The 26,262-nt window shown below is 62.0% G+C and carries 20 protein-coding genes; 9 read left to right on the top strand and 11 right to left on the bottom strand.

Translation table 11 applies throughout. The features are described 5' to 3' along the window. Positions 1–32 precede the first annotated feature (32 nt). From ycaC to BSF40_RS29765, 3 genes are all read right to left on the bottom strand, one after another. Positions 33–659: an isochorismate family cysteine hydrolase YcaC gene (ycaC, locus tag BSF40_RS29775; protein ID WP_007977984.1), complete on the bottom strand. Its 627-nt coding sequence runs from the start codon at positions 657–659 to the stop codon at positions 33–35. A gap of 36 nt (positions 660–695) precedes the next feature. Next, positions 696–1,379 (bottom strand): isochorismatase family protein, encoded by a 684-nt coding sequence (locus BSF40_RS29770; protein WP_095968031.1) that lies wholly within the window; start codon positions 1,377–1,379, stop codon positions 696–698. A 93-nt stretch (positions 1,380–1,472) separates the two neighbouring features. Beyond that, positions 1,473–2,339 carry a pirin family protein gene (locus BSF40_RS29765; RefSeq protein WP_095968030.1) on the bottom strand — a complete coding sequence of 289 codons (867 nt, stop codon included), beginning with the start codon at positions 2,337–2,339 and terminating at the stop codon, positions 1,473–1,475. 104 nt (positions 2,340–2,443) lie between these two features. Between BSF40_RS29765 and BSF40_RS29760 the strand changes: the two genes are divergently transcribed. The 3 genes from BSF40_RS29760 to dkgB all read left to right on the top strand — a co-directional run bounded on the left by BSF40_RS29760 (position 2,444) and on the right by dkgB (position 5,048). After that, positions 2,444–3,352, top strand: a complete 909-nt coding sequence (locus BSF40_RS29760) for a LysR family transcriptional regulator (RefSeq protein ID WP_095968029.1) — start codon at positions 2,444–2,446, stop codon at positions 3,350–3,352. A 122-nt stretch (positions 3,353–3,474) separates the two neighbouring features. Beyond that, positions 3,475–4,014, top strand: a complete 540-nt coding sequence (locus BSF40_RS29755; protein ID WP_095968028.1) for a PaaI family thioesterase — start codon at positions 3,475–3,477, stop codon at positions 4,012–4,014. A gap of 230 nt (positions 4,015–4,244) precedes the next feature. Next, positions 4,245–5,048 (top strand): 2,5-didehydrogluconate reductase DkgB, encoded by an 804-nt coding sequence (gene dkgB, locus BSF40_RS29750; protein WP_095968027.1) that lies wholly within the window; start codon positions 4,245–4,247, stop codon positions 5,046–5,048. 3 nt (positions 5,049–5,051) lie between these two features. Here dkgB and BSF40_RS29745 read toward each other — a convergent pair whose 3' ends face one another. The 7 genes from BSF40_RS29745 to BSF40_RS29715 all read right to left on the bottom strand — a co-directional run bounded on the left by BSF40_RS29745 (position 5,052) and on the right by BSF40_RS29715 (position 15,665). Further along, a complete protein-coding gene (locus BSF40_RS29745; protein ID WP_095968026.1) occupies positions 5,052–8,291 on the bottom strand; it encodes a transporter substrate-binding domain-containing protein in 3,240 nt (1,079 codons plus the stop codon). Beyond that, positions 8,292–8,918: a response regulator transcription factor gene (locus BSF40_RS29740; protein ID WP_015094177.1), complete on the bottom strand. Its 627-nt coding sequence runs from the start codon at positions 8,916–8,918 to the stop codon at positions 8,292–8,294. It abuts the gene before it with no gap. A 108-nt stretch (positions 8,919–9,026) separates the two neighbouring features. Continuing rightward, positions 9,027–9,428, bottom strand: a complete 402-nt coding sequence (locus tag BSF40_RS29735) for a chemotaxis protein CheY (RefSeq protein WP_095968069.1) — start codon at positions 9,426–9,428, stop codon at positions 9,027–9,029. A 127-nt stretch (positions 9,429–9,555) separates the two neighbouring features. Then, on the bottom strand, positions 9,556–10,272 hold the full coding sequence (locus BSF40_RS29730; RefSeq protein ID WP_015094175.1) for an MgtC/SapB family protein: 717 nt from the start codon (positions 10,270–10,272) through the stop codon (positions 9,556–9,558). Between the two features lie 140 nt (positions 10,273–10,412). After that, positions 10,413–13,127, bottom strand: a complete 2,715-nt coding sequence (gene mgtA / locus BSF40_RS29725) for a magnesium-translocating P-type ATPase (protein WP_095968025.1) — start codon at positions 13,125–13,127, stop codon at positions 10,413–10,415. Between the two features lie 570 nt (positions 13,128–13,697). Next, positions 13,698–15,035: a lysine N(6)-hydroxylase/L-ornithine N(5)-oxygenase family protein gene (locus BSF40_RS29720; RefSeq protein WP_095968024.1), complete on the bottom strand. Its 1,338-nt coding sequence runs from the start codon at positions 15,033–15,035 to the stop codon at positions 13,698–13,700. A 147-nt stretch (positions 15,036–15,182) separates the two neighbouring features. Then, the gene (locus tag BSF40_RS29715) at positions 15,183–15,665 is read right to left on the bottom strand and encodes a sigma-70 family RNA polymerase sigma factor (RefSeq protein WP_015094172.1); all 483 of its coding nucleotides are present in this window, start codon (positions 15,663–15,665) and stop codon (positions 15,183–15,185) included. Between the two features lie 366 nt (positions 15,666–16,031). Here BSF40_RS29715 and BSF40_RS29710 point away from each other — a divergent pair, with 366 nt between their 5' ends. Genes BSF40_RS29710 through BSF40_RS29700 form a run of 3 tightly spaced genes read left to right on the top strand, consistent with a single transcriptional unit; the run spans position 16,032 to position 20,580 of the window. Further along, positions 16,032–17,204, top strand: coding sequence for an efflux RND transporter periplasmic adaptor subunit (locus BSF40_RS29710; protein WP_095968023.1), 1,173 nt, complete (start codon positions 16,032–16,034; stop codon positions 17,202–17,204). Then, entirely contained in the window at positions 17,205–19,178 is a 1,974-nt protein-coding gene (locus BSF40_RS29705) for a MacB family efflux pump subunit (RefSeq protein WP_095968022.1), read from the top strand. Between the two features lie 7 nt (positions 19,179–19,185). Further along, entirely contained in the window at positions 19,186–20,580 is a 1,395-nt protein-coding gene (locus tag BSF40_RS29700) for an efflux transporter outer membrane subunit (protein WP_095968021.1), read from the top strand. A gap of 154 nt (positions 20,581–20,734) precedes the next feature. Here BSF40_RS29700 and BSF40_RS29695 read toward each other — a convergent pair whose 3' ends face one another. After that, positions 20,735–22,354, bottom strand: coding sequence for a PvdJ/PvdD/PvdP-like protein (locus BSF40_RS29695; protein ID WP_095968020.1), 1,620 nt, complete (start codon positions 22,352–22,354; stop codon positions 20,735–20,737). A gap of 244 nt (positions 22,355–22,598) precedes the next feature. Here BSF40_RS29695 and pvdM point away from each other — a divergent pair, with 244 nt between their 5' ends. The 3 genes from pvdM to BSF40_RS29680 are packed head-to-tail and all read left to right on the top strand — an operon-like array spanning position 22,599 to position 26,149. Next, on the top strand, positions 22,599–23,948 hold the full coding sequence (pvdM, locus tag BSF40_RS29690) for a pyoverdine-tailoring dipeptidase-like protein PvdM (protein WP_015094167.1): 1,350 nt from the start codon (positions 22,599–22,601) through the stop codon (positions 23,946–23,948). 31 nt (positions 23,949–23,979) lie between these two features. Then, on the top strand, positions 23,980–25,260 hold the full coding sequence (locus BSF40_RS29685; RefSeq protein ID WP_095968019.1) for an aminotransferase class V-fold PLP-dependent enzyme: 1,281 nt from the start codon (positions 23,980–23,982) through the stop codon (positions 25,258–25,260). 16 nt (positions 25,261–25,276) lie between these two features. Further along, positions 25,277–26,149 (top strand): formylglycine-generating enzyme family protein, encoded by an 873-nt coding sequence (locus BSF40_RS29680; RefSeq protein ID WP_095968018.1) that lies wholly within the window; start codon positions 25,277–25,279, stop codon positions 26,147–26,149. Positions 26,150–26,262: the final 113 nt, after the last annotated feature.

Below are 26,262 nucleotides of genomic sequence, written 5' to 3'. Positions count from 1 at the left end.
CCGCTCCCACAGGGGGGATGCGTGTGCCGAAGTTATTTGCTGTTGGTCAGTGTGCTGTAGCTGGTCATCAGGTTGCGGTAGTCCGGAATATGGTTGGAGAACAGCGTGCCCAACCCTTCGATATCGTTGCGCCAGTCGCGGTGCAGTTCACAGGCCAGGCCAAACCAGGTCATCAATTGTGCACCCTGGGCGGTCATGCGGCTCCAGGCCGATTCGCGGGTCAGTTCGTTGAAGGTGCCGGACGCGTCGGTGACCACGAACACATCAAAGCCTTCGGCCAGCGCCGACAGTGCCGGAAACGCCACGCAGACTTCGGTCACTACGCCGGCGATGATCAGTTGTTTCTTGCCGGTGGCCTTGATCGCCTTGACGAAGTCCTCGTTGTCCCAGGCGTTGATCTGGCCCGGACGAGCGATGTACGGCGCGTCCGGAAACTGCGCCTTGAGCTCGGGCACCAGCGGGCCGTTGGGGCCGGTTTCGAAACTGGTGGTGAGGATGGTCGGCAGCTTGAAGTACTTGGCCAGGTCGGCCAGGGCCAGCACATTGTTCTTGAAGCGATCAGGATCGATGTCGCGTACCAGCGACAGCAGGCCGGTCTGATGATCCACCAGCAGAACGGCGGCGTTGTCCTTGTCCAGACGCTTGTAGGAAGTAGTCATTGCAGTAATCCTCGCAGGTTATCGATGCAGATTCGGTTAGCGCTGGGAATCCAGCGCCTCGTGTTCGTTCGCCACTTGCTGGGCCTTGAGGTAGCTCTCGATCAGCAATTGATAGTGCGGCATGGCCTGGGCGTAGACAGCGGCCCACTGCTCGGCATCCGGACGGTTCCACGAGCCTTGCAGTTCGGAGAGCGTCGCCATGATGTCGATCGGCACTACCCCGGCCTGGGCCAGGCGGGCAACGGTCAGGTCAGTGGCCAGTTTCGAGTGGTTGCCGGAGGCGTCGACCACCGCAAACACCTTGTAGCCTTCATGCACGGCGGCGATGGACGGGAACGCCAGGCACACGCTGGTCAAGGTGCCGGCGATCACCAGGGTTTTCTTGCCGGTGGCTTTGACCGCCGCATGAAACTCCGGGTTGTCCCAGGCATTGATTTCGCCTTTGCGCGCCACGTACCGCGCATGGGGTGCGGCCTCGTGGATTTCCGGGATCAACGGCCCGTTCGGCCCCTGGGGAACGGAAGCCGTGGTGATCACCGGCATCTTCAGCAAGGTTGCGGCCTTGGCCAGGGCAATGGCGTTAGCGCGCAGTTGGGGCACGTCCATGTCCTTGACGATCTGGAACAGTCCGCTCTGGTGATCGATCAACAGCATCGCGCTGTCATTGGGATCGATGGTCGGTTTCTGGCCGTTGAAGTTGGCCGCGTAGACAGTACTCATGTGCGTTTCCTCTTTCTTTTGGGCAACAGCCATCCCTGGCCTGAAAACCGGCCTACTCATCCTGTGTAGAGTCGGGTGTTGAAGCGCTGCGAATTAAGCGTGCATCCGGCCGAAGCGTCCGGACTGGAAGTCGGCGAAGGCCTGGTGGATTTCTTGCTCGGTGTTCATCACGAACGGCCCGTGACCGACGATCGGCTCGTCGATCGGCTCGCCGCTGAGCAACAACACCACCGCGTCTTCGCTGGCTTGGAGGGTCATCTGATCGCCCTTGCGATCGAACAGGGCGAGTTGCCCCTGGCGCACCGGTTCCAGGCCATTGACCTGAACCGTGCCACGCAAGACCACCAGTGCGGTGTTGCGCCCTTCATGCAGGTCCAGGGTGAGCGACTTGCCGGCATTCAAACGAATGTCCCACAGGTCGACCGGGGTAAAGGTGCGCGCCGGGCCCTTGTGGCCGTCGAACTCACCGGCGATCAGGCGCAGGCTGCCGGCGCTGTCCTTCAAGGCGATGCTCGGGATGTCAGCATCGAGAATCGTCTGGTAGCCGGGGTCGGCCATTTTGTCCCTGGCCGGCAGGTTGACCCACAGTTGCACCATCTCCAGGGTGCCGCCGCTTTTGGCGAAACCGTCGGAGTGAAACTCTTCGTGCAGGATCCCCGAGGCAGCGGTCATCCATTGCACATCGCCGGGGCCGATCTTGCCGCCGCTGCCGGTGGAATCCCGGTGCTCCAGTTCGCCCTTGTAAACGATAGTCACGGTTTCGAAACCACGATGAGGATGCTGACCAACGCCACGTCGTTCGGTGGTCGGGGTGAATTCAGCGGGGCCGGCGTGATCGAGCAACAGGAACGGGCTGATGTGTTTGCCCAGGTTGTCGTAGGAAAACAGCGTGCGTACTGGAAAACCGTCGCCAACCCAATGGGTCCGTGGACTGGTGTAGATACCGATGATGTTTTTCATGGTGTCTCCTGATGAGGGGGGTAAAGCCATGGACAAAGCTTAAAACCGTGACCTTTGCTGCGCTAGACTGCAAAAATCAGCTTTAGCGTTCTATCTGGAGAACGATGGTGGAAGACCTCAACACCCTCTACTACTTCACCCAGGTGGTGGAGCATCACGGTTTCGCCGCAGCCGGTCGGGCACTGGACATGCCCAAGTCGAAGCTCAGCCGACGCATTGCCGAGCTTGAAGAACGCCTCGGCGTGCGCCTGCTGCACCGCACCAGCCGGCATTGCTCATTGACGGAAATCGGCCAGGCGTATTACCAGCGCTGCCTGGCCATGCGGGTGGAGGCGGAAAGCGCCGCCGAACTGATCGAGCGCAACCGCTCCGAGCCTCAGGGCATGGTGCGTATCAGTTGCCCGACGGCGCTGCTCAACACCTGGGTCGGGCCGATGCTGACCCGTTACATGCTCAAGTACCCGTTGGTGGAAGTGTTCATCGAGAGCACCAACCGCCGGGTCGACCTGATTCACGAAGGCTTCGACATTGCCCTGCGGGTACGCTTTCCACCGCTGGAAAACACCGACATGGTGATGAAGGTGCTGGGCAACAGTACCCAGAGCGTGGTCGGCAGCCCGGCCTTTTTATCGCGCCTGTCGACACCGGCCTCCCCGGCCGACCTCAGCGGCCTGCCGAGCCTGCACTGGGGCGCGGCGCAGCGCGAATATCAGTGGGAACTGTTCGGCGCCGATGGCAGCACGGCGATGATCCGGCATGCCCCGCGCATGGTCACCGATGACCTGTTGGCCTTGCGCCATGCGGCAGTCGCCGGGATCGGCATCGTGCACCTGCCCAGCGTGGTGGTACGCGATGAAATCGCTGCCGGGCAACTGGTGGAACTGGTGCCGGGCTGGGCACCGAAGAGCGGTGTGATCCATGCGATCTTCCCCTCGCGTCGGGGGTTGCTGCCGTCGGTGCGCACCTTGATCGATTTTCTCGGGGAGGAATTCAGCCGCAGTGATATTGCTTGAAGGCAGCGGCAAGCTTTGAGCTGAAAGCGGCAAGTAGATTGGGGGGGTAGCGGAGATTTTATTTCGGGCATAATATTCAATTTGATTACACCCATAATATTTAGCCCACCGAGGACTCCGTCATGCAAAGCCCTAACCGCGACGCCACCCTCGCCCAATGGATCGCCCAGGAACAAGCCATGCGCGCCCGCCTCGCCGGGCCCGGCAGTCTGTCCATGGCCGAGGTCAGCGCATTGTCCCCCGCCGAGTTTTTCGAAGGCATCGGCAACGGCGAATTGCCCTCCCCGCCGATTGGCACACTGATGGATTTCATCCCCATCGAATGGTCGGCCGGGCTGTTCATCTTCCAGGGCACGCCGGATGCCCGGCACTACAACCCGCTAGGCACCGTCCACGGCGGTTATGCCGCAACCTTGCTTGATTCATGCATGGGTTGCGCGGTCCATACACAACTGAAAAAAGGCCAGGGTTACACCACGCTGGATCTGCGCATCAGCTACGTCCGCGCGTTGAACAACGCCAGTGGACCGGTGCGTGCCGAGGGCAAGATTGTGCACTTGGGTCGCTCGACGGCGCTGGCCGAGGGGCGGATTTATGATGTGGAGGGGCGGTTGTATGCGACGGGGACCACCACTTGCATGATTCTTGAACCTCGGGGGTAGGGCTTCAGACCGAGTCGCCACCTTCGCGAGCAAGCCCACACATGGGGAATGCATTCCAAATGTGGGAGCGGGCTTGCTCGCGAAGGCGTCGGATCAGACACCATCACCCCACCAGACTGCCGATGATTCTTGATTTGCGGTAAACATTGCTTTGCCAATCCAGCGGTTTTTCTCACGGATGCAGGCGCGGATACTGCCGCCCATTCCCACTGCAACCTCTGGAGTCATCAATGTCCATTCCCGCCTTCGGCCTGGGTACGTTTCGCTTGCAAGGCCAGGTGCTCATCGATTCGGTGAGCACCGCCCTGGCGCTCGGTTACCGGGTGATCGATACCGCACAAATCTACGAGAACGAAGCCGAGGTCGGCGAGGCTATCGCCGCCAGCGGCATCGCCCGGGAAGACCTGTTCATCACCAGCAAGATCTGGGTCGCCAACCTGGCCGGTGATCGACTGATCGACAGCCTGAAGGAAAGCCTGGGCAAACTGCAGACCGATTACCTGGACCTGACCCTGATCCACTGGCCTTCGCCGGACGATCAAGTGCCTGTCGCAGCGTTCATGGGCGCCCTGCTGGAAGCCAAACGCATGGGCCTGACCCGGCAGATCGGCGTGTCCAACTTCACCATCGACCTGATGAAACAGGCGGTTGCGGCCATCGGCGCCGAGCACATCACCACGAACCAGATCGAACTGCACCCGTACCTGCAAAACCGCAAGGTCGTCGCATTCGCGCAGAGCCAGGGCATTGGCATCACGTCCTACATGACTCTGGCTTACGGTGAAGTCCTCAAGGACCCGCTCATCCAGCAGATCGCCGAACGCCTGCAAGCGACGCCGGCTCAGGTCACCCTGGCGTGGGCCATGCAATCGGGCTACTCGGTGATCCCGTCGTCCACTCGCCGGGCCAACCTCGAAAGCAACCTGAAGGCTCGCGAACTGACCTTGAGCGAGGCCGACATGGCCTTGATCGCAACGCTGGATCGCGGCCACCGGTTGACCAGCCCCAATGGCATCGCACCGAACTGGGATTGAACCTCAGTCCTGTTCGAGACGCAGGTCCAGGCGGGCCATGGCTTGCTGCAACTGGTCGACGGCGTCGTCGATCAGTGCCGCGCGGCCGTCATTGCACGCCCGCTCCAGTTGTTCGCAACACTCGACCAGGCCAAGCGCTTGCACCATCAGCGCCCCGCCCTTGATCCGGTGTGCCAGTGTCTGCAAACCCGGGCGGTTGTCGCTGGCGTGCAAGGCCAGCAAATGCACGCGGTCCTCACGGTTGGTCAGCGCCAGATCGTGCAGCAGTTGATCGATCAGCTCAGGGTCAATATCCGCATAGCGCTCCAGCCCGCTCAAGTCGAACTCGGCCAAGCCTGGGTCGTCATTTGCCGCCGGAGGGGCGCTGGAAAAGCGCTGGGCCAGCCACGCCTGCAAATCCACCAGGCGAATGGGTTTGAACAGGCAATCGTCCATGCCCGCCGCCTGACAGCGGGTTTTCTCCTCGGCCTGCGCATTGGCGGTAAAGCCCAGAATCAGCGTCGGCGAAAGCCCCTGCAGCCGCTCTTGCTCACGTATTGCGCCCGCCAATTCGTAACCGCTGAGCACCGGCATGTTGCAGTCGGTAATGACCAGTTCGAAACTCTGTTCGAAACTCTGTCCGCGCCACTGTTCAAGCCCCTGCGCCCCGTCCTCCGCCAGCACCACACTGTGGCCCAGATAGCTCAACTGCCGCGAGAGCAGCAGGCGATTGGCCGGGTAATCGTCAACCACCAGGATCGACAACGCCCGGGTCGTGAGCTGCGCCGAGTCCTGGGGCATCCCCCCCGCGGGCAACGCTTGCAGGGCGGGCAGCATCAGGCTGATGTCCACCCGCGTGCCGCGCCCAGGCTCACTATCGAGATGCAACTGCCCACCCATCATTTCGCACAGGGTACGACTGATCACCAGACCCAGGCCGGACCCTTGCCGGGCGGTCTGCTGATTGTTATCGGCCTGCACGAACGGGCTGAACAGGCGTTGCTGGTCGAAAGCGCTGATGCCGATGCCGCTGTCCTCGATCCGTACGCTGACGGCGAGATGCGCCGCAGCTTGCGGCCGCACTCGCAGTGTCAGGCTCACCTGGCCTGCACGGGTGAACTTGATGGCGTTGCTCAGCAGATTGGACAGCACTTGTTTGAAGCGCACGGGATCGAGCATCACATCAAGGTCACTGTGTTCGGCGAGCTCGACCCGCCATTGCAGATTCTTCTGAATCGCCAGCCCTTCGAAAACCCGGCAGACCGATGTCACCAGCGCATGCAGGTTGACCCGCTCCGGCGCCAACGACAAATGCCCCGATTCGATCCGGGCGACATCCAGAATGTCGCCGATCAAATCCAGCAATTGCTGCCCGGCGTTTGACGCCACCTCAATGGCGGCGCGGTCGGTCACCCCTTCATCGGCCCGTTTCAGCGCCAGTTCGAGCATGCCGATCAAGGCATTCATCGGCGTGCGAATCTCATGGCTCATGGTGGCCAGGAACGTGGTCTTGGCCCGGTTGGCGTCGTCCGCCGCGTCCTTGGCTTCCTGCAATTGCCCGAGCAATTGCTGACGCTGGCGAATCTGCCGCCGCTGCCAGACGATCCCGGCCAACGCGAGCAACAGCAAGACACCCGCCAGCGCAAACGCCTGCAAGATCGCCTGTCGGTGTCGCAGCCAGTAACTCTGCTCGACCATCGAGTCATAGCGCCAGGGTTGAGTCAGTTCGTCTATTTCTTCGGGAGGAATGCTTAACAGCGCCTTATCCAGAATCGAATGCAGTTCGGTAGCCTCGCGACTGGTTGCCAGAGTGCTTCGGACAGGGTTGGCACCCACGGTGCTGGTCACCTGCAGGCGATCGCGATACTGCCGGGAAATCAGGTAACGGGCGCTGATCAAGGAGTTGATGCCGCCGTGGACCTTGCCCTGGGCGACCATTTTCATAGCGTCCGTCGACAGTGGTGCATCCACCAGCTGGATCTGCGGGTGATGCTGGCGAAGGTACTCGCCGGCAATGTTGCCCTGGGTCAGCGCCAGGGCTTTTCCCGCCATGTCTTCCAGTGTCCTGGGGCTGTCCCCGGTCGCTCGGGTCACCAGCACCGAAGGGCTGCTCAGAAACGCCCGGGTGAACAGCAGTTCATCCTCACGCAGGGAACTGAGGCCGATACCGGCCAGCACATCGATCTGCCCGCTGGTGATGCCGGACACCATCTCAGTCACTGATTTCATGCTCTGGATGTCAAATTGCAGCCCGGTGCGCGAAGTGATTTTCGCCAGCACATCGACGCTGATACCGCGAAACTTGCCTTCGCTGTCGATAAATGAAATCGGCGGAATATTGTCGTTGATCGCCACCCTCACCCGCGGGTGGCGTTCGAGCCAGTGCTGTTCCGCCACACTCAACTGCAATGACCGGGTGCCGTGGATAGATGCGCCATTGCCCCCCCAGCGACGCAGAATGTTCATCTGTTCATTGGGGGTGATGGCCGCCAAAGCCTTGTTGACGATGCGCAACAGCGAAACGTTGTCGCGGGTCATCGCGAAGGCAAAGCGCCCGGACTCCATGGGCGAGAAGTCGGTCAGTTGCACGTTGTTCAGGTAGTTCCTGCTGATCAGGTAGTGGGCATTGATCGCATCGCCCAGATAGACATCGGCCTGGCCGAAAGCCACGGCCCCCATCGCCGCCAGTGTCGAGGGAAACAGCTGGACCTGCGCCTTGGAATAGAACTGTTGCACGCTGTATTCGGGCAAGTAGTGATACAGCATCACCAACCGCTGGCCAGCCAGAGTCGAGTCAAGCACCGGAGGGGAATCGGTGCGGGTGACCAGCACCGGTTGATCGACCGCGTAGGCACTGGACATCTGTAACTGTGGGTCCTCGGCTTCATATCGATTGGCGGTTCCCAGAAGGTCTGCCCGCCCCTCCTTGATGGCCTGCACCGCGTCGGCTCGCGACGGATAGCAGTGAACCTCTATGTCGACGTTCAACAACTGTTCGAGCAACCCGGCGTAATCGGCTGTCACGCCTTCGAACACCTTGCCCACCGTATTGAACTCGAAGGGGGGATAGTCCGGCCCCGAGACAGCCAGCACCAATTTGCCCTTTTGCTGCAGCCAGCGTAACTCGGTGTCCGACAACCTGACGCTCAGACCTTCGGCACTCGAGCGTCCCAACAGGGTCAACGACTGTTGCGCACAGACCGTCGGTACCCAAAGAAGAAGGCCCGTCAGCACCCAACCAGCCAGTCGTCGGAGAACGTTCATTCAGATCAGATGATTGCGCAGGGCGAAATCCCTCAAGTGCACCGACGAGCTCATGTTGAGCTTGAGGATGAGCCGGGTCTTGTAGGTACTGACCGTCTTGTAGCTCAGGTGCATGATCTCGGCGATCTCCAGGTTTTTCGAGCCCCGGGCCAGGTACTGCAGAATGGTCAGTTCACGATTGGAGAGTTTGTCGATCAACTGCTTTTCACTGCGTTGCAACTGTCCCATCGCCACGGAGCTCGAGGGGGTCTGGGCGAAATAGGTGTAGCCGGCCATCACCGAATTCACCGCCGCCTTCAAGTCATCCAGGTCCTTGCTCTTGGAAACATAGGCCACAGCCCCGGCGCGCATGCAGCGGTCCTGATAAAACTGCGCCTCCAGCGAGGTGAACACCACCACGCGACATCGGGTGTTTTCAGCCTTTATGCGATCCATCACCTCAAGCCCCGCCACCCCGGGAAGACCCAGATCAAGCAGCACGACATCCGGTTGATGCTCCCGGATCAACGACAGGACCTCATCGCCACGGGAGGCCTCGTAAATCCGCGTGAACCCTTCACCCTTGAGTATGAGTTTGATCATGGAGCGAACCACCGGATGATCTTCCACAATCAGTGCTGACTTCATGACAACTCCCGTGCAAAACAACACGATCGGGCAAAAAATGCCCTCCAGGCACCGCAGCGGTTGGGCACAACGCTGCGCATAGACTCTTGCATGGAAGGCTTGAAAGAACTACCTGACAGAAATGACAGTTCCGACGAACGGCAGACGACGATCGACAGTGCTCATCAACTGCGTAATTGACGCCAGGTCAGGCAAAGCAGCCTGGCTAACCTTGAACTTGCCCGCGACGGGAGGCACCGGCGCCTGCTGTTCATTGAAGATAAACCCGTGATGAACCTGCGGGTTGTCGGCCAGGAAACTGAACAGGTCCAGCCCTTCACTGGCCATCGCCCCATTGACGAGCACCAGGTCCAGAGGCTCGCCAGCGTACTCCACCAGTGGAAGGAGCTCGTCGAGGCTGTGCACCGGCGCCACCCGAAAGTAGCCCAGCTGGTTGAACAGCCGCTCGATCCGCAGGCGATTGAAGTGCTGCGCATCGGCGATCAGGATGCGCAAGGATTTATCCGGCAAGGTGACCTCCAAAAGGATGTCGGTTTCAAGAGGTCGCAAAGCCTACGGTAGCCCCCCCCAGGTTTATGTAGGAATATTCCTAAATGAATACCGGTTAGTCTGACGATTGCCAGGGAAACCTTGGCCTTCACTCCGTAGTACTCGGACTCCAGAACGCCTGCACCACCAGGTTCGAGGTCGAAATCCGGGCCACCAGCGCATCCAGTTCATCACCATCGACCGAGGTGGTCGCCAGGGTGGCTTCGATTTCAATTTCATCCGTGCCGAAGGCATGCACATCGACATCGCTGGCCGGATAGTTGCTGCGCTCCAGCTCGGCTTCGAGCAAGGCCAGCACGGTTTTTTGCTGCGTACGCCGGGCGATGACATAGACGATGTTGGTGACTTCCGCTGAAATCACGTCCAGCGGCTGACGGTTGATGTTGTTGACGATCGGCCGCAGCAAGGTGTTGGCTGCCAGCACGAACAGCGTGCCGAGCAAGGCCTCGGCCAGCAGGTCGGCACCGGCGCAGGCACCGACCGCCGCCGAGGTCCAGAGGGTGGCGGCGGTATTGAGGCCGCGCACATTGCCCTCTTCACGCATGATCACCCCGGCCCCGAGAAAACCGATGCCGGACACCACATACGCCACGACCCGCACGGCGCCATCGGCACCGGCAAGCCGGTTGGCCATGTCGACGAAAATCGCCGCGCCCACCGCCACCAGCACGTTGGTGCGCAGGCCGGCGGTGCGCTGCCGGTACTGGCGCTCGAAACCGATCAGGCCACCGAGGATGAAGGCCGCGCTGAGGCTGACCAGGGTGTCGAGCAGAGAGGTCAGGTTGAGGTTGTTGATGGCTTGCATGATGAAATCCTTGAAAAATACACGATCCCCTGTAGGAGCGAGCTTGCTCGCGATGGTCTCAAGAGCGCCGCGTTTAGCCAGTAAACACGCGTTATCGTTAACGACCATCGCGAGCAAGCTCGCTCCTACATCTGGCAGCATTACTGCCAGCCAAACCGCCGGATATAGAACCCCTTCACCGCCTGGGTCAGCGCCATGTACGCCAGCAGGATCACCGGCAGGAACACGAAGTACAGCGACGGCAGCGCCTGCAACTTGAAGTAATGCGCCAGCGGGCCCATCGGCAGGAAAATCCCCACGGCCATGATCAACCCGGTCATCACCAGCAACGGCATGGCCGCACGGCTTTGCAGGAACGGGATCTTCGGCGTGCGGATCATGTGCACGATCAGTGTCTGGGTCAGCAGCCCGACCACGAACCAGCCGGACTGGAACAGGGTCTGGTGATCCGGGGTGCTGGCATCGAACACGTACCACATCAAGGCGAACGTGGTGATGTCGAAGATCGAACTGATCGGCCCGAAAAACAGCATGAAGCGCCCGACATCCGCCGGCTGCCAGCGCTGCGGTTGCTTGAGCATCTCGTCGTCGACGTTATCGAACGGAATGGCGATCTGCGAAATGTCGTAGAGCAGGTTCTGCACCAGCAGGTGCATCGGCAGCATCGGCAGAAAGGGGATGAACGCACTGGCCACCAGCACCGAGAACACGTTGCCGAAGTTCGAACTGGCGGTCATCTTGATGTACTTGAGCATGTTGGCGAAGGTCCGGCGCCCTTCCAGCACGCCCTCCTCCAGCACCATCAGGCTCTTTTCCAGCAGGATGATGTCGGCCGCCTCCTTGGCGATGTCCACGGCACTGTCCACGGAAATTCCGATGTCGGCCGTGCGCAGGGCCGGGGCGTCGTTGATGCCGTCGCCCATGAAACCGACCACATGGCCGTTACCCTTGAGCAGACGGACGATGCGTTCCTTGTGCGACGGCGTCAGTTTGGCGAAGACGTTGGTGGTCTCTACGGCTTTCGCCAGCTCGGCATCCGTCATGCGCTCGATATCGTTGCCCATCAGCAGACCCTGCTGTTCCAGGCCGACTTCGCGGCAGATCTTTGCCGTCACCCGTTCGTTGTCGCCGGTCAGCACTTTCACCGCCACGCCATGGGCCGCCAGCGCCTTGAGGGCCGGCGCGGTGCTTTCTTTCGGCGGATCGAGAAAGGCCACATAACCGATCAGCGTCAGGGCCTGTTCATCGGCCAGGCTGTAGGTGTCGCGGCCTTCGACCATTGGCCGTGCCGCTACCGCCACCACCCGCAGGCCCTCGGCGTTGTAGGTGGCCGTGACCTGACGGATGCGCGCCAGCAGCTCTTCGCTCAAGGCTTCATCGACTTCGCCATGGCGCACCCGCGAGCAGACCGCCAACACTTCCTCCACCGCCCCCTTGCAGATCAACAGGTGCGGTTGATCGCGCTCGGCGACCACCACCGACATGCGCCGGCGAGTGAAGTCGAACGGAATCTCGTCGACCTTGCGAAACGCCGTGCCGACTTTCAGTTCACGGTGGATTTCGACGTGTTCCAGCACCGCCACATCCAGCAGGTTTTTCAGACCGGTCTGGTAGTAGCTGTTGAGGTAGGCCATTTCCAGCACGTCATCCGAGTCGTTGCCCCAGACGTCGACGTTGCGCGCCAGGAAGATCTTGTCCTGGGTCAGGGTGCCGGTCTTGTCGGTGCACAGCACGTCCATGGCGCCGAAGTTCTGGATCGCGTCGAGGCGTTTGACGATGACTTTCTTGCGCGACAGGAACACCGCGCCCTTGGCCAGGGTCGAGGTGACGATCATCGGCAGCATCTCCGGGGTCAGGCCCACGGCAATCGACAGTGCGAAAAGCAGCGCTTCGGTCCAGTCGCCCTTGGTGAAACCGTTGATGAACAACACCAGCGGCGCCATCACGAACATGAAGCGAATCAACAGCCAGCTGACTTTGTTGACGCCGGTCTGGAACGAAGTCGGCGCGCGATCCGTCGCACCGACCCGCTGGGCCAGCGCACCGAAATATGTGCAGTTGCCGGTGGCGAGGATCACCGCCATGGCCGTGCCGGACACCACGTTGGTGCCCATGAACAGGATGTTGTCCAGGTCCAGCGGGTTCTGCGTGTCGCGGTCCTGCTGCCGGGGAAATTTTTCCACCGGCATCGATTCGCCGGTCATGGCCGCCTGGCTGACGAACAGGTCCTTGGCGCTGAGCACCCGGCAATCGGCGGGAATCATGTCCCCGGCAGACAGCACGATCAGGTCGCCCGGCACCAGTTGTTTGATTGGCAGTTCGATGCGCTGCGCGCTGTGGTTCTCAAGGTCCCTGCGCATCACTGTGGCCGTGTTGCTGACCATGGCCTTGAGGGCATCGGCGGCCTGATTGGATTTGGTTTCCTGCCAGAAACGCAGCAAGGTCGAGAGCACCACCATGGAGAAAATCACGATGGCGGCTTTCATGTCTTCGGTCAGCCAGGAGATGACCGCCAGCAGTGTCAGCAGCAGGTTGAACGGATTCTTGTAGCAGTGCCACAGGTGCGTCCACCAGGGCAGCGGTTGTTCGTGCTCGACTTCATTGAGGCCGAACTGCTCGCGCAGGGCATCGGCTGCAGGCTCGCTCAAGCCATCGGTGTGAGAGCCGAGTGTGTCAAGCAACTGGCCAGTGTCGCTGCCGGCAGCGTTGACCAGGGTTTGCGCCAGGGTGGGCGGGACTTCACGGCTGACCGTGGTGTCGGTGAAGGTTTCCAGCAACGCCAGGCGACGGAAGTGCCGGGCGATGTGGCGGTTACGCAGGAAGCCTGCGAAGAATTCCTTGAGGGTAAGTTTCATGGCTGGTGCCCCTTTGGTCAGCCGGGAAACCGTCGAGCAGGCAGGTCCACGCCTCTGCCGCCGGAACAACCGGCAAAGCAAGGCCTGGCGCGCCGGTCACGAATGACAGGCGTGTCGATAGAGCGGCGGCCACGACAAAAAGTCGAAACCACGCACTGTTCAGTGTCGATGAGAGGGACGTCGGGACACGGCCGGGACTGGCCATGATCAGGATGCCGCTGCTCGCTTGTCGGCGAGACAACGGCACAGGAGACTGCGCGTTATCTGGCCGAGAAAATGCCGGTTACCGAGACCGGCCGACAACTGTCACTCGAACAAGTACCCACTGTGGGTCTCCGTAATGGATGAAAACGCGCGAAGCTTACGCCCCGATGTTTGGGGAGTAAACCCGTTACATAGTCTTGCAGGGGCAATCTCGGAGTTCTTCAGGAAGGGTTCAGGAATCAATATTTGCGGTGTTCTTTCCGGCCCCTTCGCGAGCAAGCCCGCTCCCACAATTGATCTGCGAACACAGGGCAAAATGTGGGAGCGGGCTTGCTCGCGAAGGCGACCTGTCAGGCGCTGAAAAACTCAGCTGGCCGTGGCCAACAACAGATCCACCACCGACCGCCCATGCCCGCGATGCTTGCCATGCTCATACAGCGAACCGGCAATCTCATCGGCACGGATCGGCAGGATCGACAGCAAGGTGTCGCTCAGCCCATGGCTGGCCTGGCAGAAGCCCTGCATATAGAGACCGGCCTTGCAGCGTTCATCCGTGATCAGTTTGTAATTGCGATCGACCTTGAAATCGCCCAGGTACTCTTCCAGCGGCGCCAGCAGCTTGCGGTGCATCTGCCGCTCATAACCGGTGGCCAGCACCACGGCGTCGTAGTGACGCACCGAGACTTCACCGGTGGCGTTGTTGCGCAGCACCAGTTCGACACCACGTTCGTTGGCGGTGGCCTTTTCGATCGTGGTCAGGGTATGGAACGCATGACGGGCGATGCCCGAGACCTTCTGCCGGTAAAAGATGCCGTAGATGCGCTCGATCAGATCGATGTCCACCACCGAATAGTTGGTGTTGTGGTACTCGTTGACCAGTCGCTCGCGCTCGCTGTCGGGCTGCTGGAACACCAGGTCGGTGAACTCCGGCGAGAACACTTCGTTGACGAAGGGGCTGTCGTCGGCCGGCTTCAGTGCCGAGCCGCGCAGGATCATGTCCACCTGCACCGACGGGAAGCTGTCGTTCAAATCGATGAAGGCCTCGGCAGCGCTCTGCCCGCCACCGATGATCGCAATGCTCATCGGCTGGTTGTTCACGCACGGCTGCCTGGCCATCTGCGCCAGGTACTGGGAATGGTGGAACACCCGGCCGTCATCCTTGAGCGCCTTGAACACCTCGGGAATACGCGGCGTGCCACCGGCGCTGACCACCACCGAACGGGTGGTGCGCACCTGTTGATGGCCGCTCGCATCGCGGGAGATCACTCGCAATGCCTCGACCTGATGGTTGTGCAGCACCGGCTCGATGGTCAGCACTTCTTCGCCGTAACGGCTTTGTGCCGTGAACTGCCCGGCCACCCAGCGCAGGTAGTCGTTGTACTCCATGCGGCACGGATAGAAGGTGCCCAGGTTGATGAAGTCCACCAGGCGCCCGTGGGCCTTGAGGTAATTGACGAATGAATAGGGGCTGGTCGGGTTGCGCAGGGTCACCAGGTCCTTGAGGAAGGAAATCTGCAACTCGCTCTGGGTCACCAGGGTGTTGCCGTGCCAGCGGTAGTCGGCCTGCTTGTCGAGAAACAGCACATCCAGGTTGCCCTGGCTCGCCCCGCGCTCTTGCAGCGCAATGGCCAGTGCCAGGTTCGACGGGCCGAAACCGACGCCGATCAGGTCGTGAACGAGGGGCGATGCAATTGCCTGTGTCATTTCCAGTGTCCTCTGGATGTTCCCCGCAACAGCGGGGCATTGAACCTAAGTGACCTGACCGGCCTTGGGCAGGGCAACAGGTCGTCTGTTGAGTAGGAACGAGGACAATGGAATAAAATTTAACCGGGCTTGATGAATCCCGGAGGATCAGTGGCCTTCCCACTGACGCATCCGCGCACGGCAATGCTTCATGGCGTTGACGATGTGCTTTTCCACCAGCGCACGGGAAATGCCCAGTTGTCCGGCGATTTCCAGATGGGACAGGCCATCGATCTTGCGCAGCAGAAAACTCTCGCGGCACAGCCGTGGCAGTTCCGCCAGGGCACGCTGGAGCATGTCCAGACGCTGGCCGTGATCGAGGACCTTGTGCGGTGAAGGTATGAAGCAGCTTTCTTCGCTGTCGAGTACGTCCAGCGGCTCGGTGCGACGCAAGGCGTTGCGCCGGTGGTCATCGACGACCAGGTTTAGAGCGGTGCGATAAAGGAATGCCCGGGGCTGCTCGATCGGTGTATCGCTGGAACGCTCCAGGACCCGAAGGTAAGCGTCATGCACCACATCTTCGGCCACCTGACGGTTGCCCAGCCTGGCGTTCAGGAAACACACCAGCTCGCGATAGTAGTTTTCCAACATGACTCCCGTCCGCACGGGGGTGCGGTTGCTGTCCTTGAGCCGTTTCGGCGACCGCTGGAACACGCAGTGGCACGATAGTGGCAGTTTGAGAAGTGTAATTTATAGTAATTCTCATATAGATTTAAAGTACTGCTTCACCTTTCCCGGCATTTAGTCACGAACCCTGTAGGAGTGAGCTTGCTCGCGATGGCATCAAGGACAACGCGTTGATCCAGACAGCACGCGTTATCGTTAACGTCCATCGCGAGCAAGCTCGCTCCTACAAGGGGTTGTGTCACCACCTAAATTCCCCGGCGCTTTCTACGTTTACAGGACAGCTCCCCGTCTCTGCCCGGACGGGCCGATTTCCCAAGGCCGGAACCCCGCATGAAACGCCCCCGACAGACCCGACGCGCCCTGCTTGCAGCACTTTGTCTGATCCCCGTGGTGGCCGTCGCCGCCTGGCAGTTCATCCCGCCGGGCCGCGACCAGTTCACCACCGTCCAGGTCAGCCGCGCCGACATTGAAAGCAGCGTCACCGCCCTGGGCACCCTGCAACCGCGGCGCTATGTCGACGTCGGCGCCCAGGCCTCCGGGCAAATCCACAAGATCCACGTGGAAGTTGGCGACCGGGTCAAGGAAGGCCAATTGCTGGTGGAAATCGACCCGTCCACGCAACAGGCCAAACTCGATGCCGGACGCTTCTCCATCGAAAACCTCAAGGCGCAGCTGCAGGAACAGCGAGCGCAACACGAACTGGCCCGGCAGAAATACCAGCGCCAGCAGAACCTCGCCGCTGGCGGCGCCACCCGTGAAGAAGACGTGCAGACCGCCCAGGCCGAACTGCGCGTGACCCAGGCGCGCATCGACATGTTCCAGGCGCAGATCCGCCAGGCCGAAGCCAGCCTGCGCAGCGATCAGGCGGAGCTCGGCTACACGCGGATTTATGCACCGATGGCCGGCACAGTAGTGGCGCTGGATGCCCGCGAGGGCCAGACCCTCAATGCCCAACAGCAGACACCGCTGATCCTGCGCATCGCCAAGTTGTCGCCCATGACTGTATGGGCCGAGGTCTCGGAGGCCGACATCGGCCACGTCAAACCCGGCATGCACGCCTGGTTCACCACCCTGAGCGGCGGCACCCGGCGCTGGACCAGCACCGTGCGGCAAATCCTCCCCGTGCCGCCCAAGCCCCTGGACCAGACCAGCCAGGGCGGCGGCAGCCCCGCCAGCACCAGCAAAAGCGGGAGTGCCCGCGTGGTGCTGTACACCGTGCTGCTGGACGTCGACAACGCCGACAACGCACTGATGGCGGAAATGACCACCCAGGTGTTCTTCGTCGCCAACCAGGCACAGAACGTCCTCACCGCACCCATCGCCGCCCTGCAAACCGGCGCACAGCCAGACCTGCAGACCGCGCAAGTGGTCGCCAAAAACGGCAGCATCGAACAGCGCAACGTGCGCACCGGCATCAGTGACCGCCTGCGGGTGCAGATCCTCGACGGCCTGCAAGAAGGCGATCATCTGTTGATCGGCCCGGTCGACGGGAGTGGCGGCTGAATGCAGACGCCCCTGATCGAACTTTCGGACATCCGCAAAGCCTACGGCGGTGGCGAAGCGCCTGAAGTTCACGTATTGCGCGGTATCGACCTGTCGATCCATGCCGGGGAATTCGTGGCGATTGTCGGCGCCTCCGGTTCCGGCAAGTCGACGCTGATGAACATCCTCGGCTGCCTCGACCGTCCGACCTCGGGCGAATACCGTTTCGCCGGGGAAAACGTCGCCGCCCTCGACAGCGACGAACTGGCCTGGCTGCGACGCGAAGCCTTCGGTTTTGTGTTCCAGGGCTATCACCTGATTCCGTCGGGTTCGGCCCAGGAGAACGTCGAGATGCCGGCCATCTATGCCGGCACTCCGGCCGCCGAACGTCACGCCCGCGCCGCCGCCCTGCTCGAGCGCCTCGGCCTGGCTTCGCGCACCGGCAACCGCCCCCATCAGCTTTCCGGCGGCCAGCAGCAACGGGTATCGATTGCCCGTGCGCTGATGAACGGCGGCCACATCATTCTTGCCGACGAACCCACCGGCGCCCTCGACAGCCACAGCGGCGCCGAGGTCATGAGCCTGCTCGACGAGCTGGCGAGCCAGGGCCACGTGGTGATCCTCATCACCCACGACCGCGAAGTGGCGGCCCGAGCCAAACGCATCATCGAGATCCGCGACGGCCTGATCATCAGCGACAGCGCCAGTGAAAACCCGACCGCGCAACATTCGGCCAACCCGGGTGCGCTACAAGCCGTCGACCTGCGCAAGCGCTTGAGTGAAGGCGCCGAAGCCACCGGCGCCTGGAAGGGTGAATTGGTCGATGCCGTGCACGCGGCGTGGCGGGTGATGTGGATCAACAAGTTCCGCACCGCGCTGACCCTGCTCGGGATCATCATCGGTGTCGCCTCGGTGGTGGTCATGCTGGCCGTGGGTGAAGGCAGCAAGCGCCAGGTGATGGCGCAGATGGGCGCGTTCGGTTCCAACATCATTTACCTCAGCGGCTCGGCGCCCAACCCGCGTACGCCGATGGGCATCATCACCCTCGATGAGGTCGCAGCGATTGCCAGCTTGCCCCAGGTCATGCGGATCATGCCGGTCAACGGCCAGGAGGCCGGGGTGCGCTTCGGCAACCTTGATCACATGAGCTATGTCGGTGGCAACGACACCAACTTCCCGGCGATCTTCAACTGGCCGGTGGTCGAGGGCAGCTACTTCACCCACGCCGATGAACAGAACGCCGCGGCGGTCGCAGTGATCGGGCACAAGGTGCGGACCAGGTTGCTCAAGGACGTGGCCAACCCGATCGGCCAGTACATCCTGATCGAAAACGTACCCTTCCAGGTGGTCGGCGTGCTCGCCGAAAAAGGCGCCAGCTCCGGCGACTCCGACAGCGACGACCGCATTGCCATCCCCTACTCCGCCGCCAGTGTGCGCCTGTTCGGCACGTACAATCCCGAGTACATCGCCATCGCCGCCGCCGACGCGCGCAAGGTCAAGGAAACCGAAAAGGCCATCGAGCAATTGATGCTGCGCCTGCACGACGGCAAGCACGACTTCGAACTGACCAACAATGCCGCAATGATCCAGGCCGAGGCACGCACGCAAAACACCCTGTCGCTGATGCTCGGTTCGATTGCCGCCATTTCGCTGCTGGTGGGCGGGATCGGCGTGATGAACATCATGCTCATGACCGTACGCGAACGTACCCGCGAGATCGGCATCCGCATGGCCACCGGTGCGCGCCAGCGCGACATCCTGCGCCAGTTCCTCACCGAAGCGGTGATGCTCTCGGTGGTGGGCGGCCTCACCGGGATTGCCTTGGCGCTGATCGTCGGTGGCGTGCTGATTTTCAGCGAAGTGGCTGTCGCGTTCTCCCTGATAGCGGTGCTGGGCGCCTTCGGCTGCGCCCTGGTCACCGGTGTTGTTTTCGGCTTTATGCCGGCCCGCAAAGCGGCCCGACTCGACCCGGTCACGGCCCTTACCAGTGAATGATCGATTGATGAAGCCGCCACTCAGTGTGTTAACCCTGTGCCTGTTGCTCAGTGCCTGCGGCACCCCGGCCCAGCGCCCCGACAGCGGTATCCGGCCGCCGGCCTCTTGGCAATCGCCGCACACCGCAGGCGCTGTCCATGACAACCAACAATGGTGGAACCGCTTCGGCAGCCCGCAACTGGGGCGCCTGATCGAACAGGCGCGCCTCGGCAGTTACGACTTGGCCGCCGCCATCGCCAGAGTGCGCCAGGCCCAGGCCGACACGGTCATCGCCGGCGGCTCGCAACTGCCGGAGGTCAAGGCCTCGGCCAATGCCAATCGCCAGAAGCTGATGCGGGGCAGCGGCTACAGTCAGCTCGATGCCGACAGCGATAACGACGCCGTCGACTACTTCAATGCGAACCTGGTGGCCAGCTACGAAATCGATTTCTGGGGCGGCCAGCGCGCCAGCCGCGACAGTGCTCAATTCAGTCTGAACGCCAGCGAGTTCGATCAGGCCACCGTGGAATTGACCTTGCTCAGCGGCGTGGCCAACAGTTACGCGCAAGCCTTGTCGTTGCAGGAGCAGAGCCGCATCGCCGAGTTGAACCTGGCCAATGCGCAAAGCGTGCTGAAACTGGTGCAGACCCGCTTCGATTCGGGCTCGGCCACGGCCCTGGAACTGGCGCAGCAAAAAAGCCTGGTGGCGGCGCAGCAACGCCAGCTGCCGCTGGTGCGGCAACAGGCCGAGGAGGCGCGAATCAGCCTCGCCGCCCTGCTCGGCCGCCCGGTACAGGCACTGTCGCTGGGTCAGGAACGCTTCGATCAACTGACCTGGCCGGCCATCGACGCCGGGGTGCCCAGCCAGTTGCTCAGCCGCCGTCCAGACATTGCCCGGGCCGAGGCGCAACTGGCCGCCGCCCAGGCCGACGTCACCGTCGCCCGGGCCGCGATGCTGCCCACCGTGACCCTCACCGCCGAAATCGGCTCCGGGGCCGACCGGGCCGACGATATTCTGCGCAGTCCCTTCTACAACCTCAGCGCCGGGCTGCTTGCGCCGGTGTTCAACAACGGCCGCCTCGGCGCCCAGCGCGACAAGGCCACGGCACGCCAGCAAGAACTGCTGGAAACCTATCGCGGCGCGATCATCAACGGCTTCGCCGACGTCGAAAAAGCCCTCAACAGCATTCGCGGGCTGGACGAACAGCGCGGGTGGCAGAGTGAAGAACTGAGCCAGGCGCAGACTGCATTCAACATTGCGCAAAGCCGTTACCAGGCCGGGGCCGAGGATTTGCTGACAGTCCTGGAAACCCAACGCACGCTGTATGCGGCGCAGGATTTGAATGTGCAACTGCGCTTGTCGCGGATGCAGGCGAGCATTGCGTTGTACAAGGCGTTGGGTGGGGGGTGGCAGGCTCTTTAATCGTGGTGTCTGTCAGGACGCCTTCGCGAGCAAGCCCGCTCCCACATTTTGACCTGTGTTCACAGATCAATTGTGGGAGCGGGCTTGCTCGCGAAGGGGCAGGAACATTCAACATCAATGCCCCTGATTTCTCGATTTAACGGTAACGCTGTTATCAAGCCTGGCTCTGTTTAGCCTTCAGATTGCGCGCATACCATGGCCGCTGCGGCACCTTGCGGAACAAATCCTTCAGCTTCTTCTCGTCCTCGCCAAAGGTAATACGCAACGCCAGCTTCATGGTTTCCGGGTCCATTTCCACTGACTTGCCCGCCTGCAACCCCGGCGTGGTGCTGCAGCCATGGGTGACCGGGCCGAGCCACGGGTCATCGATTTCGACCCAACGCCCCGGCGCAAACCAGGGCACGCCATTGACCTGCAGCCGACTGACCTGCCCCGGGTGGAAGCGCTCATGGGCGCGGAACCAGTCCTCCAGACGATCGTCGATCCAGCCGTGGAAATGCCAGAACACCGGGTTCACATGGGAGGAAAACGGGTCGCCGAGGAAGTCGTTTTCCGCGGCGAACCAGCGCGCGGAAAAGTCTGCCGGATCACGGGCAAAGGGCACCGGCTGACCGTTGGACGGATCACGCGGCACCGAAGCCCAGCGCATGTGCAGCCAGTCGTGCAGGCCCAGTTCAACCTCCGAGCCGAACTGGCCGAGGGTCAGCGTCGACAGGTAACGCGGATCACGGTAGCGCGATTCCCAGACCTGGAAATTGCTGTGATACGTCTCGCCGGTCTTGATGTCACTGACCCATTGCGTGTACTCGTCATCGTCCTCGGCCAGCCAGGTCGGCGGCAGCGCGGTACCGTCGTGGTTGTCGAAGTAGCGGGCGAAGCCAGGACGGTCCCGCGCCAGCTCCGGTTGCGGCAACGGGAAGTGCGGCCAGGACGGCAAGTCCTGCATCGAACGCGCCGTGCCAAGCATGTGCCGGTGCATGAAGAAAAAGTCCACGCCCGAACCGTTGCGATCCTTGCGCACACCTCGGCCATCGCGCTCCCTGTCTCGCGGACCGGGTTGCCAGCCGAGCCCGCGCAAGGCGCCGCGCTGCTCTTCGGACAGCTTGTGCCACTTGTCCCGGGAGGCATGCCAGAGCTGGTGGAACAGACGGTGCTCCGGCGATACCAGCCAGGCCAGCAGGGCCGGATTGAGGCCGCTGCGTTCACGTGCTTCAGGGAATGTCCGTTTGACGGCAATGAAACGATTGTCCTGGGACGTCAGCATCAGCGGGCGCTTGAGGTCCAGCACGCGCCCACTGAGAGTGCCGCTGCCGGCGTTACCGAAACCGGCCCAGACCTCATCCAGAGTCATGTCGAATTCGTAATCGCAACAGCCGCTGGCGCCCAGCAGTCGCCACCCAAGCTGCTTCGGGTTGGCCCCGGACAGATCGCCGAGCACCCGGTAACGGGGCTCCTCGGTGGAGCGCAAACGCTCGGCAGTGTCGAGGAAACCGACCACGCCGCGACCTTTGTGAGCGATGTCGAGAAAGACCTCCAGCCCCTCCAGTGGCAAGCCTTCGAGACCGGCGTCACGACCTTCGAACCGAATCTGCCACACCCCGCGCAAGGCGTCCGCCAACCGCTGGCCGGCCACGTCCGCCACGTCGAACGAGGCTTCGCCCGGGGTGATCGCAGGGTCCGGTTTGGTCAGTTCGCGATGCCCGTAATAGACCGCAGGCACAGCGGCACCGGTCAGCGCCAGACCCGCGAGGAACCATCGTCGAGAAATCGTCATTGCCCTACCTGTGTCAGCCATGGAGCAGGCTTTATCCAAGCTAGAACGTTTGTTGCCCTGACAAATTTAAAAGCTTCGCGAGCAAGCCCGCTCCCACAGGTAACCGCATTCCAAATGTGGGAGCGGGCTTGCTCGCGAAGAGGCCGGCACAAACACCTAAATTATTGGATCAGCCATACGTTCCCCCCAGATAGCAAAGGCCCCCGCGCCTGATCCCCCGACGGCGAACCTGACTGAGACGGCAATGACAAAACCACGTTCGAAAAAGGCTCTTTTCATCGGCTTGCCGCTGGCCCTGGCGATCAGCGCAGGGGCAGGCTTCGGGGCTTGGGACTACTGGTTCAGGGACAATCCCGGCTACCCGGTGAAGGTGATGAAACAGGCCGATCAACTGCAGGAGCGTATCCTCTCGTTCGACAGCCACATCACCATACCGATGGACTTCGGCACCGCCGGCAACGAAGTCGACAAGGACGGCGAAGGCCAGTTCGACCTGGTCAAGACCGGACGCGGGCGCCTGTCCGGGGCGGCGCTGACGATTTTCGGCTGGCCGGAAATCTGGAACGGCCCCAACGCGCCCCATCGCCCTACCGCCGGTTTCGTCGACGAGGCCCGACACGAGCAGGAAACCCGCTACAAGATCATCAGCGCGATGGTGCGCGACTTCCCCCATCAAGTCGCCATCGCCTACACCCCCGACGACTTCCGTCGCCTGCACGGCGAAGGCAAGTTCGCAATCTTCATCAGCATGCTCAACGCCTACCCGCTGGGCAATGACCTCAACGCCCTGGACAAGTGGGCGGCGCGCGGCATGCGCATGTTCGGCTTCAGCTACGTGGGCAACAACGCCTGGGCCGACTCGTCGCGGCCGCTGCCGTTCTTCAATGATTCGCGGGACGCCCTCGGCGGGCTGTCGGACATCGGCAAGCAAGCGGTGCAGCGTCTCAACGACCTGGGCGTGATCATCGATGTGTCGCAGATGTCGACCAAGGCCCTGGAGCAGGTCGCGCACCTGAGCCGCACGCCGATGGTCGCCTCGCACTCCGCGCCGCGCGCCCTGGTGGACATCCCGCGCAACCTCAGCGATGCGGAAATGCAGTTGATCAAGAACAGCGGCGGCGTGGTGCAGATTGTCGGTTTCCCGACCTACATCCGCCCGCTGAGCCAGGCCACCCAGGACAAGCTCAACGCCCTGCGCGCGCGCTTCGACCTGCAACCGCTGCAAGGCCTGGAAATGGCGCTGATGCCGGGTGACCCGGTGATCACCGTCTGGCCCGAGCAGCGTTTCGGCGAATACGCCAGCCAGCTCTATTCGATCCTCGACGAGGAACCCAAGGCCAGTCTCAAGGATTACGGCGACGCGATCGATTACGCCGTGAAAAAAATCGGCATCGACCACGTCGGCATCAGTTCCGACTTCAATGATGGCGGCGGCCTCGACGGCTGGAAAGACGTCAGCGAAGCCCGCAACGTGACCGCCGAACTGATCAGCCGCGGCTACAGCGAGGCCGACATCGCCAAGCTCTGGGGCGGCAATTTCCTGCGGGTCTGGGACCAGGTGCAAAAATCCTCCCGGCCCGTGGTCCAGAACTGATTTTCTCCTTTTGCCAAAGCGAACCGAACCCATGACCAACCGTCGTTCATTCCTCAAGCAGGCCGGTATTCTGGCGGCCGGCATTCCCCTGGCCTCGGCCGTGAACCTGCCGGCACTGGCCGCGACCCCGGCACCCTTGCCCAAGGACAAATGGGACCAGTTGCGCCAATTGTTCACGCAGGACCCGAACTACCTGCACTTCGCCAACTTCCTGGTGACCTCGCACCCGCGTCCGGTGCGTGAAGCCATCGAGATGCACCGCGCCAACCTCGATCGCAACCCCGGCCTGGCCATGGACTGGCATCGCGGCGAAACCGAACGCCGCGAAGAAGAGGTGCGCGTCTGGGCCGGGCGCTATTTGAAAGCCAAACCGTCGCAGATCGCCCTGACCGGCAGCACCACCGAAGGCCTGGCGATGATCTACGCCGGCATCCACGTGCGCCCGGACCAGGAGATCCTCACCAGCGAACACGAGCACTACGCCGCCAACAGCGTGTTCGAATACCGCACCCAGAAGGACGGCACCCAGGTTCGCAAGATCAAATTGTTCGAAGACCCGTACAAGGTCTCGACCGCCGAAGTGCTGGCCGCGATTGAACGCAACATTCGCCCCGAGACCCGAGTACTGGGCATGACCTGGGTGCACTCCGGCAGCGGCGTGAAGCTGCCCATCGGCGAAATCGGCAAACTGGTGGAAGAGAAAAACCGTGGCCGCGAGGACAAGGATCGCATCCTCTACGTGATCGATGGCGTCCACGGCTTCGGCGTGGAGAACCTCGACTTCCCGGACATGCACTGCGATTTCTTCATCGCCGGTACCCACAAATGGATGTTCGGCCCACGGGGCACCGGGATCATCTGCGCCCGTTCCGACGAGCTCAAGGACGTGACCCCGACCATCCCGACCTTCTCCGAAGCCACGCAGTTTTCCACGGTGATGACCTACGGCGGCTATCACTCGTTCGAACACCGCTGGGCATTGACCGAAGCCTTCAAGTTGCACCTGGACCTGGGCAAGGCCGAGGTCGCGGCACGCATCCATGACATCAACAGCTACCTGAAAAAACGCTTGCAGCAGCACCCGTCGGTGGAGCTGGTGACGCCACTGTCACCGGAGTATTCCGCCGGTTTCACCTTCTTCCGCATCAAGAACCGCGACTGCGAAGAAGTCGCCAACTACCTGATGGATCAGCGCGTGGTGTGTGATGCCGTGGACCGTGATGTCGGGCCGATCATTCGAGTGTCGCCGGGGTTGCTCAATACCCAAGCGCATATCGACCGCCTGATGGAACTGCTGGCCAACCAGGCCTGACTGAGCGAGAGCCATTATGAAAAATACCCTGAATAAACTTGGCGCCCTGACGCTGTTGGCCGTGCTCGGCAGCGCCTTGCCCGGCCTCGCCCAGGCCTACACTGCGCCATTGCCCGGCAAGGTCTTCAAGGATTGCCGCAACTGCCCGGAAATGGTCGTGCTGCCCGCCGGCACCTTCACCATGGGTACTCCGGACGACGAAGTCGGCCGCGAGCCTGATGAAGGCCCGATGCATGAGGTGACGTTCGACAAACCGTTCGCCATGAGCCGTTACCAGATCACCGCCGACGAATGGAACCAATACATGAAGGAAACCGGCATCACCCTGCCCGACGGCGACACCCGCCCCGGCCGCGCGTGCACCAACGGCAAGCCGAGCTACCCCCAGGGCCCGCGCCAGCCGGCGGTGTGCATGAACTTCGCCGAGGTCAGCGCCTACGTCGCCTGGCTGTCGATGAAAACCGGCCAGCACTACCACATCGTCAGCGAAGCCCAGCGCGAGTACGCGGCCCGTGGTGGATCGACGGGCGCGTTCCCCTTCCCGTTCGACCCCGGCACCGAATACAGCATCGCCACCCACGCCAACACCTACGGCCCGACCGACGGCTACAGCTACAGCTCGCCGGTCGGCAGCTACCCGGCGAATGCCTTTGGCCTGTACGACATGCACGGCAACGTCTACGAGTGGATCGCCGACTGCTACCACCCGGACTACGTCGGCGCACCCACCGACGGCAGCGCCTGGACCGAGCCCGACTGCGACACCCTGCGCATCCGTGGCAACGACTGGGGCGAAGCACCGGTGTTTTCCCGTTCGGGCAACCGCAACGACATCGACCCGCAGACCCGTGGCGACTGGATCGGATTCCGTGTAGTACGCAGCCTCTAACCTCCCCCTACCCCTTGTGGGAGCGGGCTTGCTCGCGAAGGCGTCGTGTCAGCCAACATCAACTTTTCTGACCCGCCGCCTTCGCGAGCAAGCCCGCTCCCACAGGTTTTGTG

The sequence above is a fragment of the Pseudomonas sp. ACN5 genome (assembly GCF_002303975.1).
Lineage (GTDB): Bacteria > Pseudomonadota > Gammaproteobacteria > Pseudomonadales > Pseudomonadaceae > Aquipseudomonas > Aquipseudomonas laurylsulfatiphila.
This window is presented reverse-complemented; position numbering and strand designations above follow the sequence as displayed.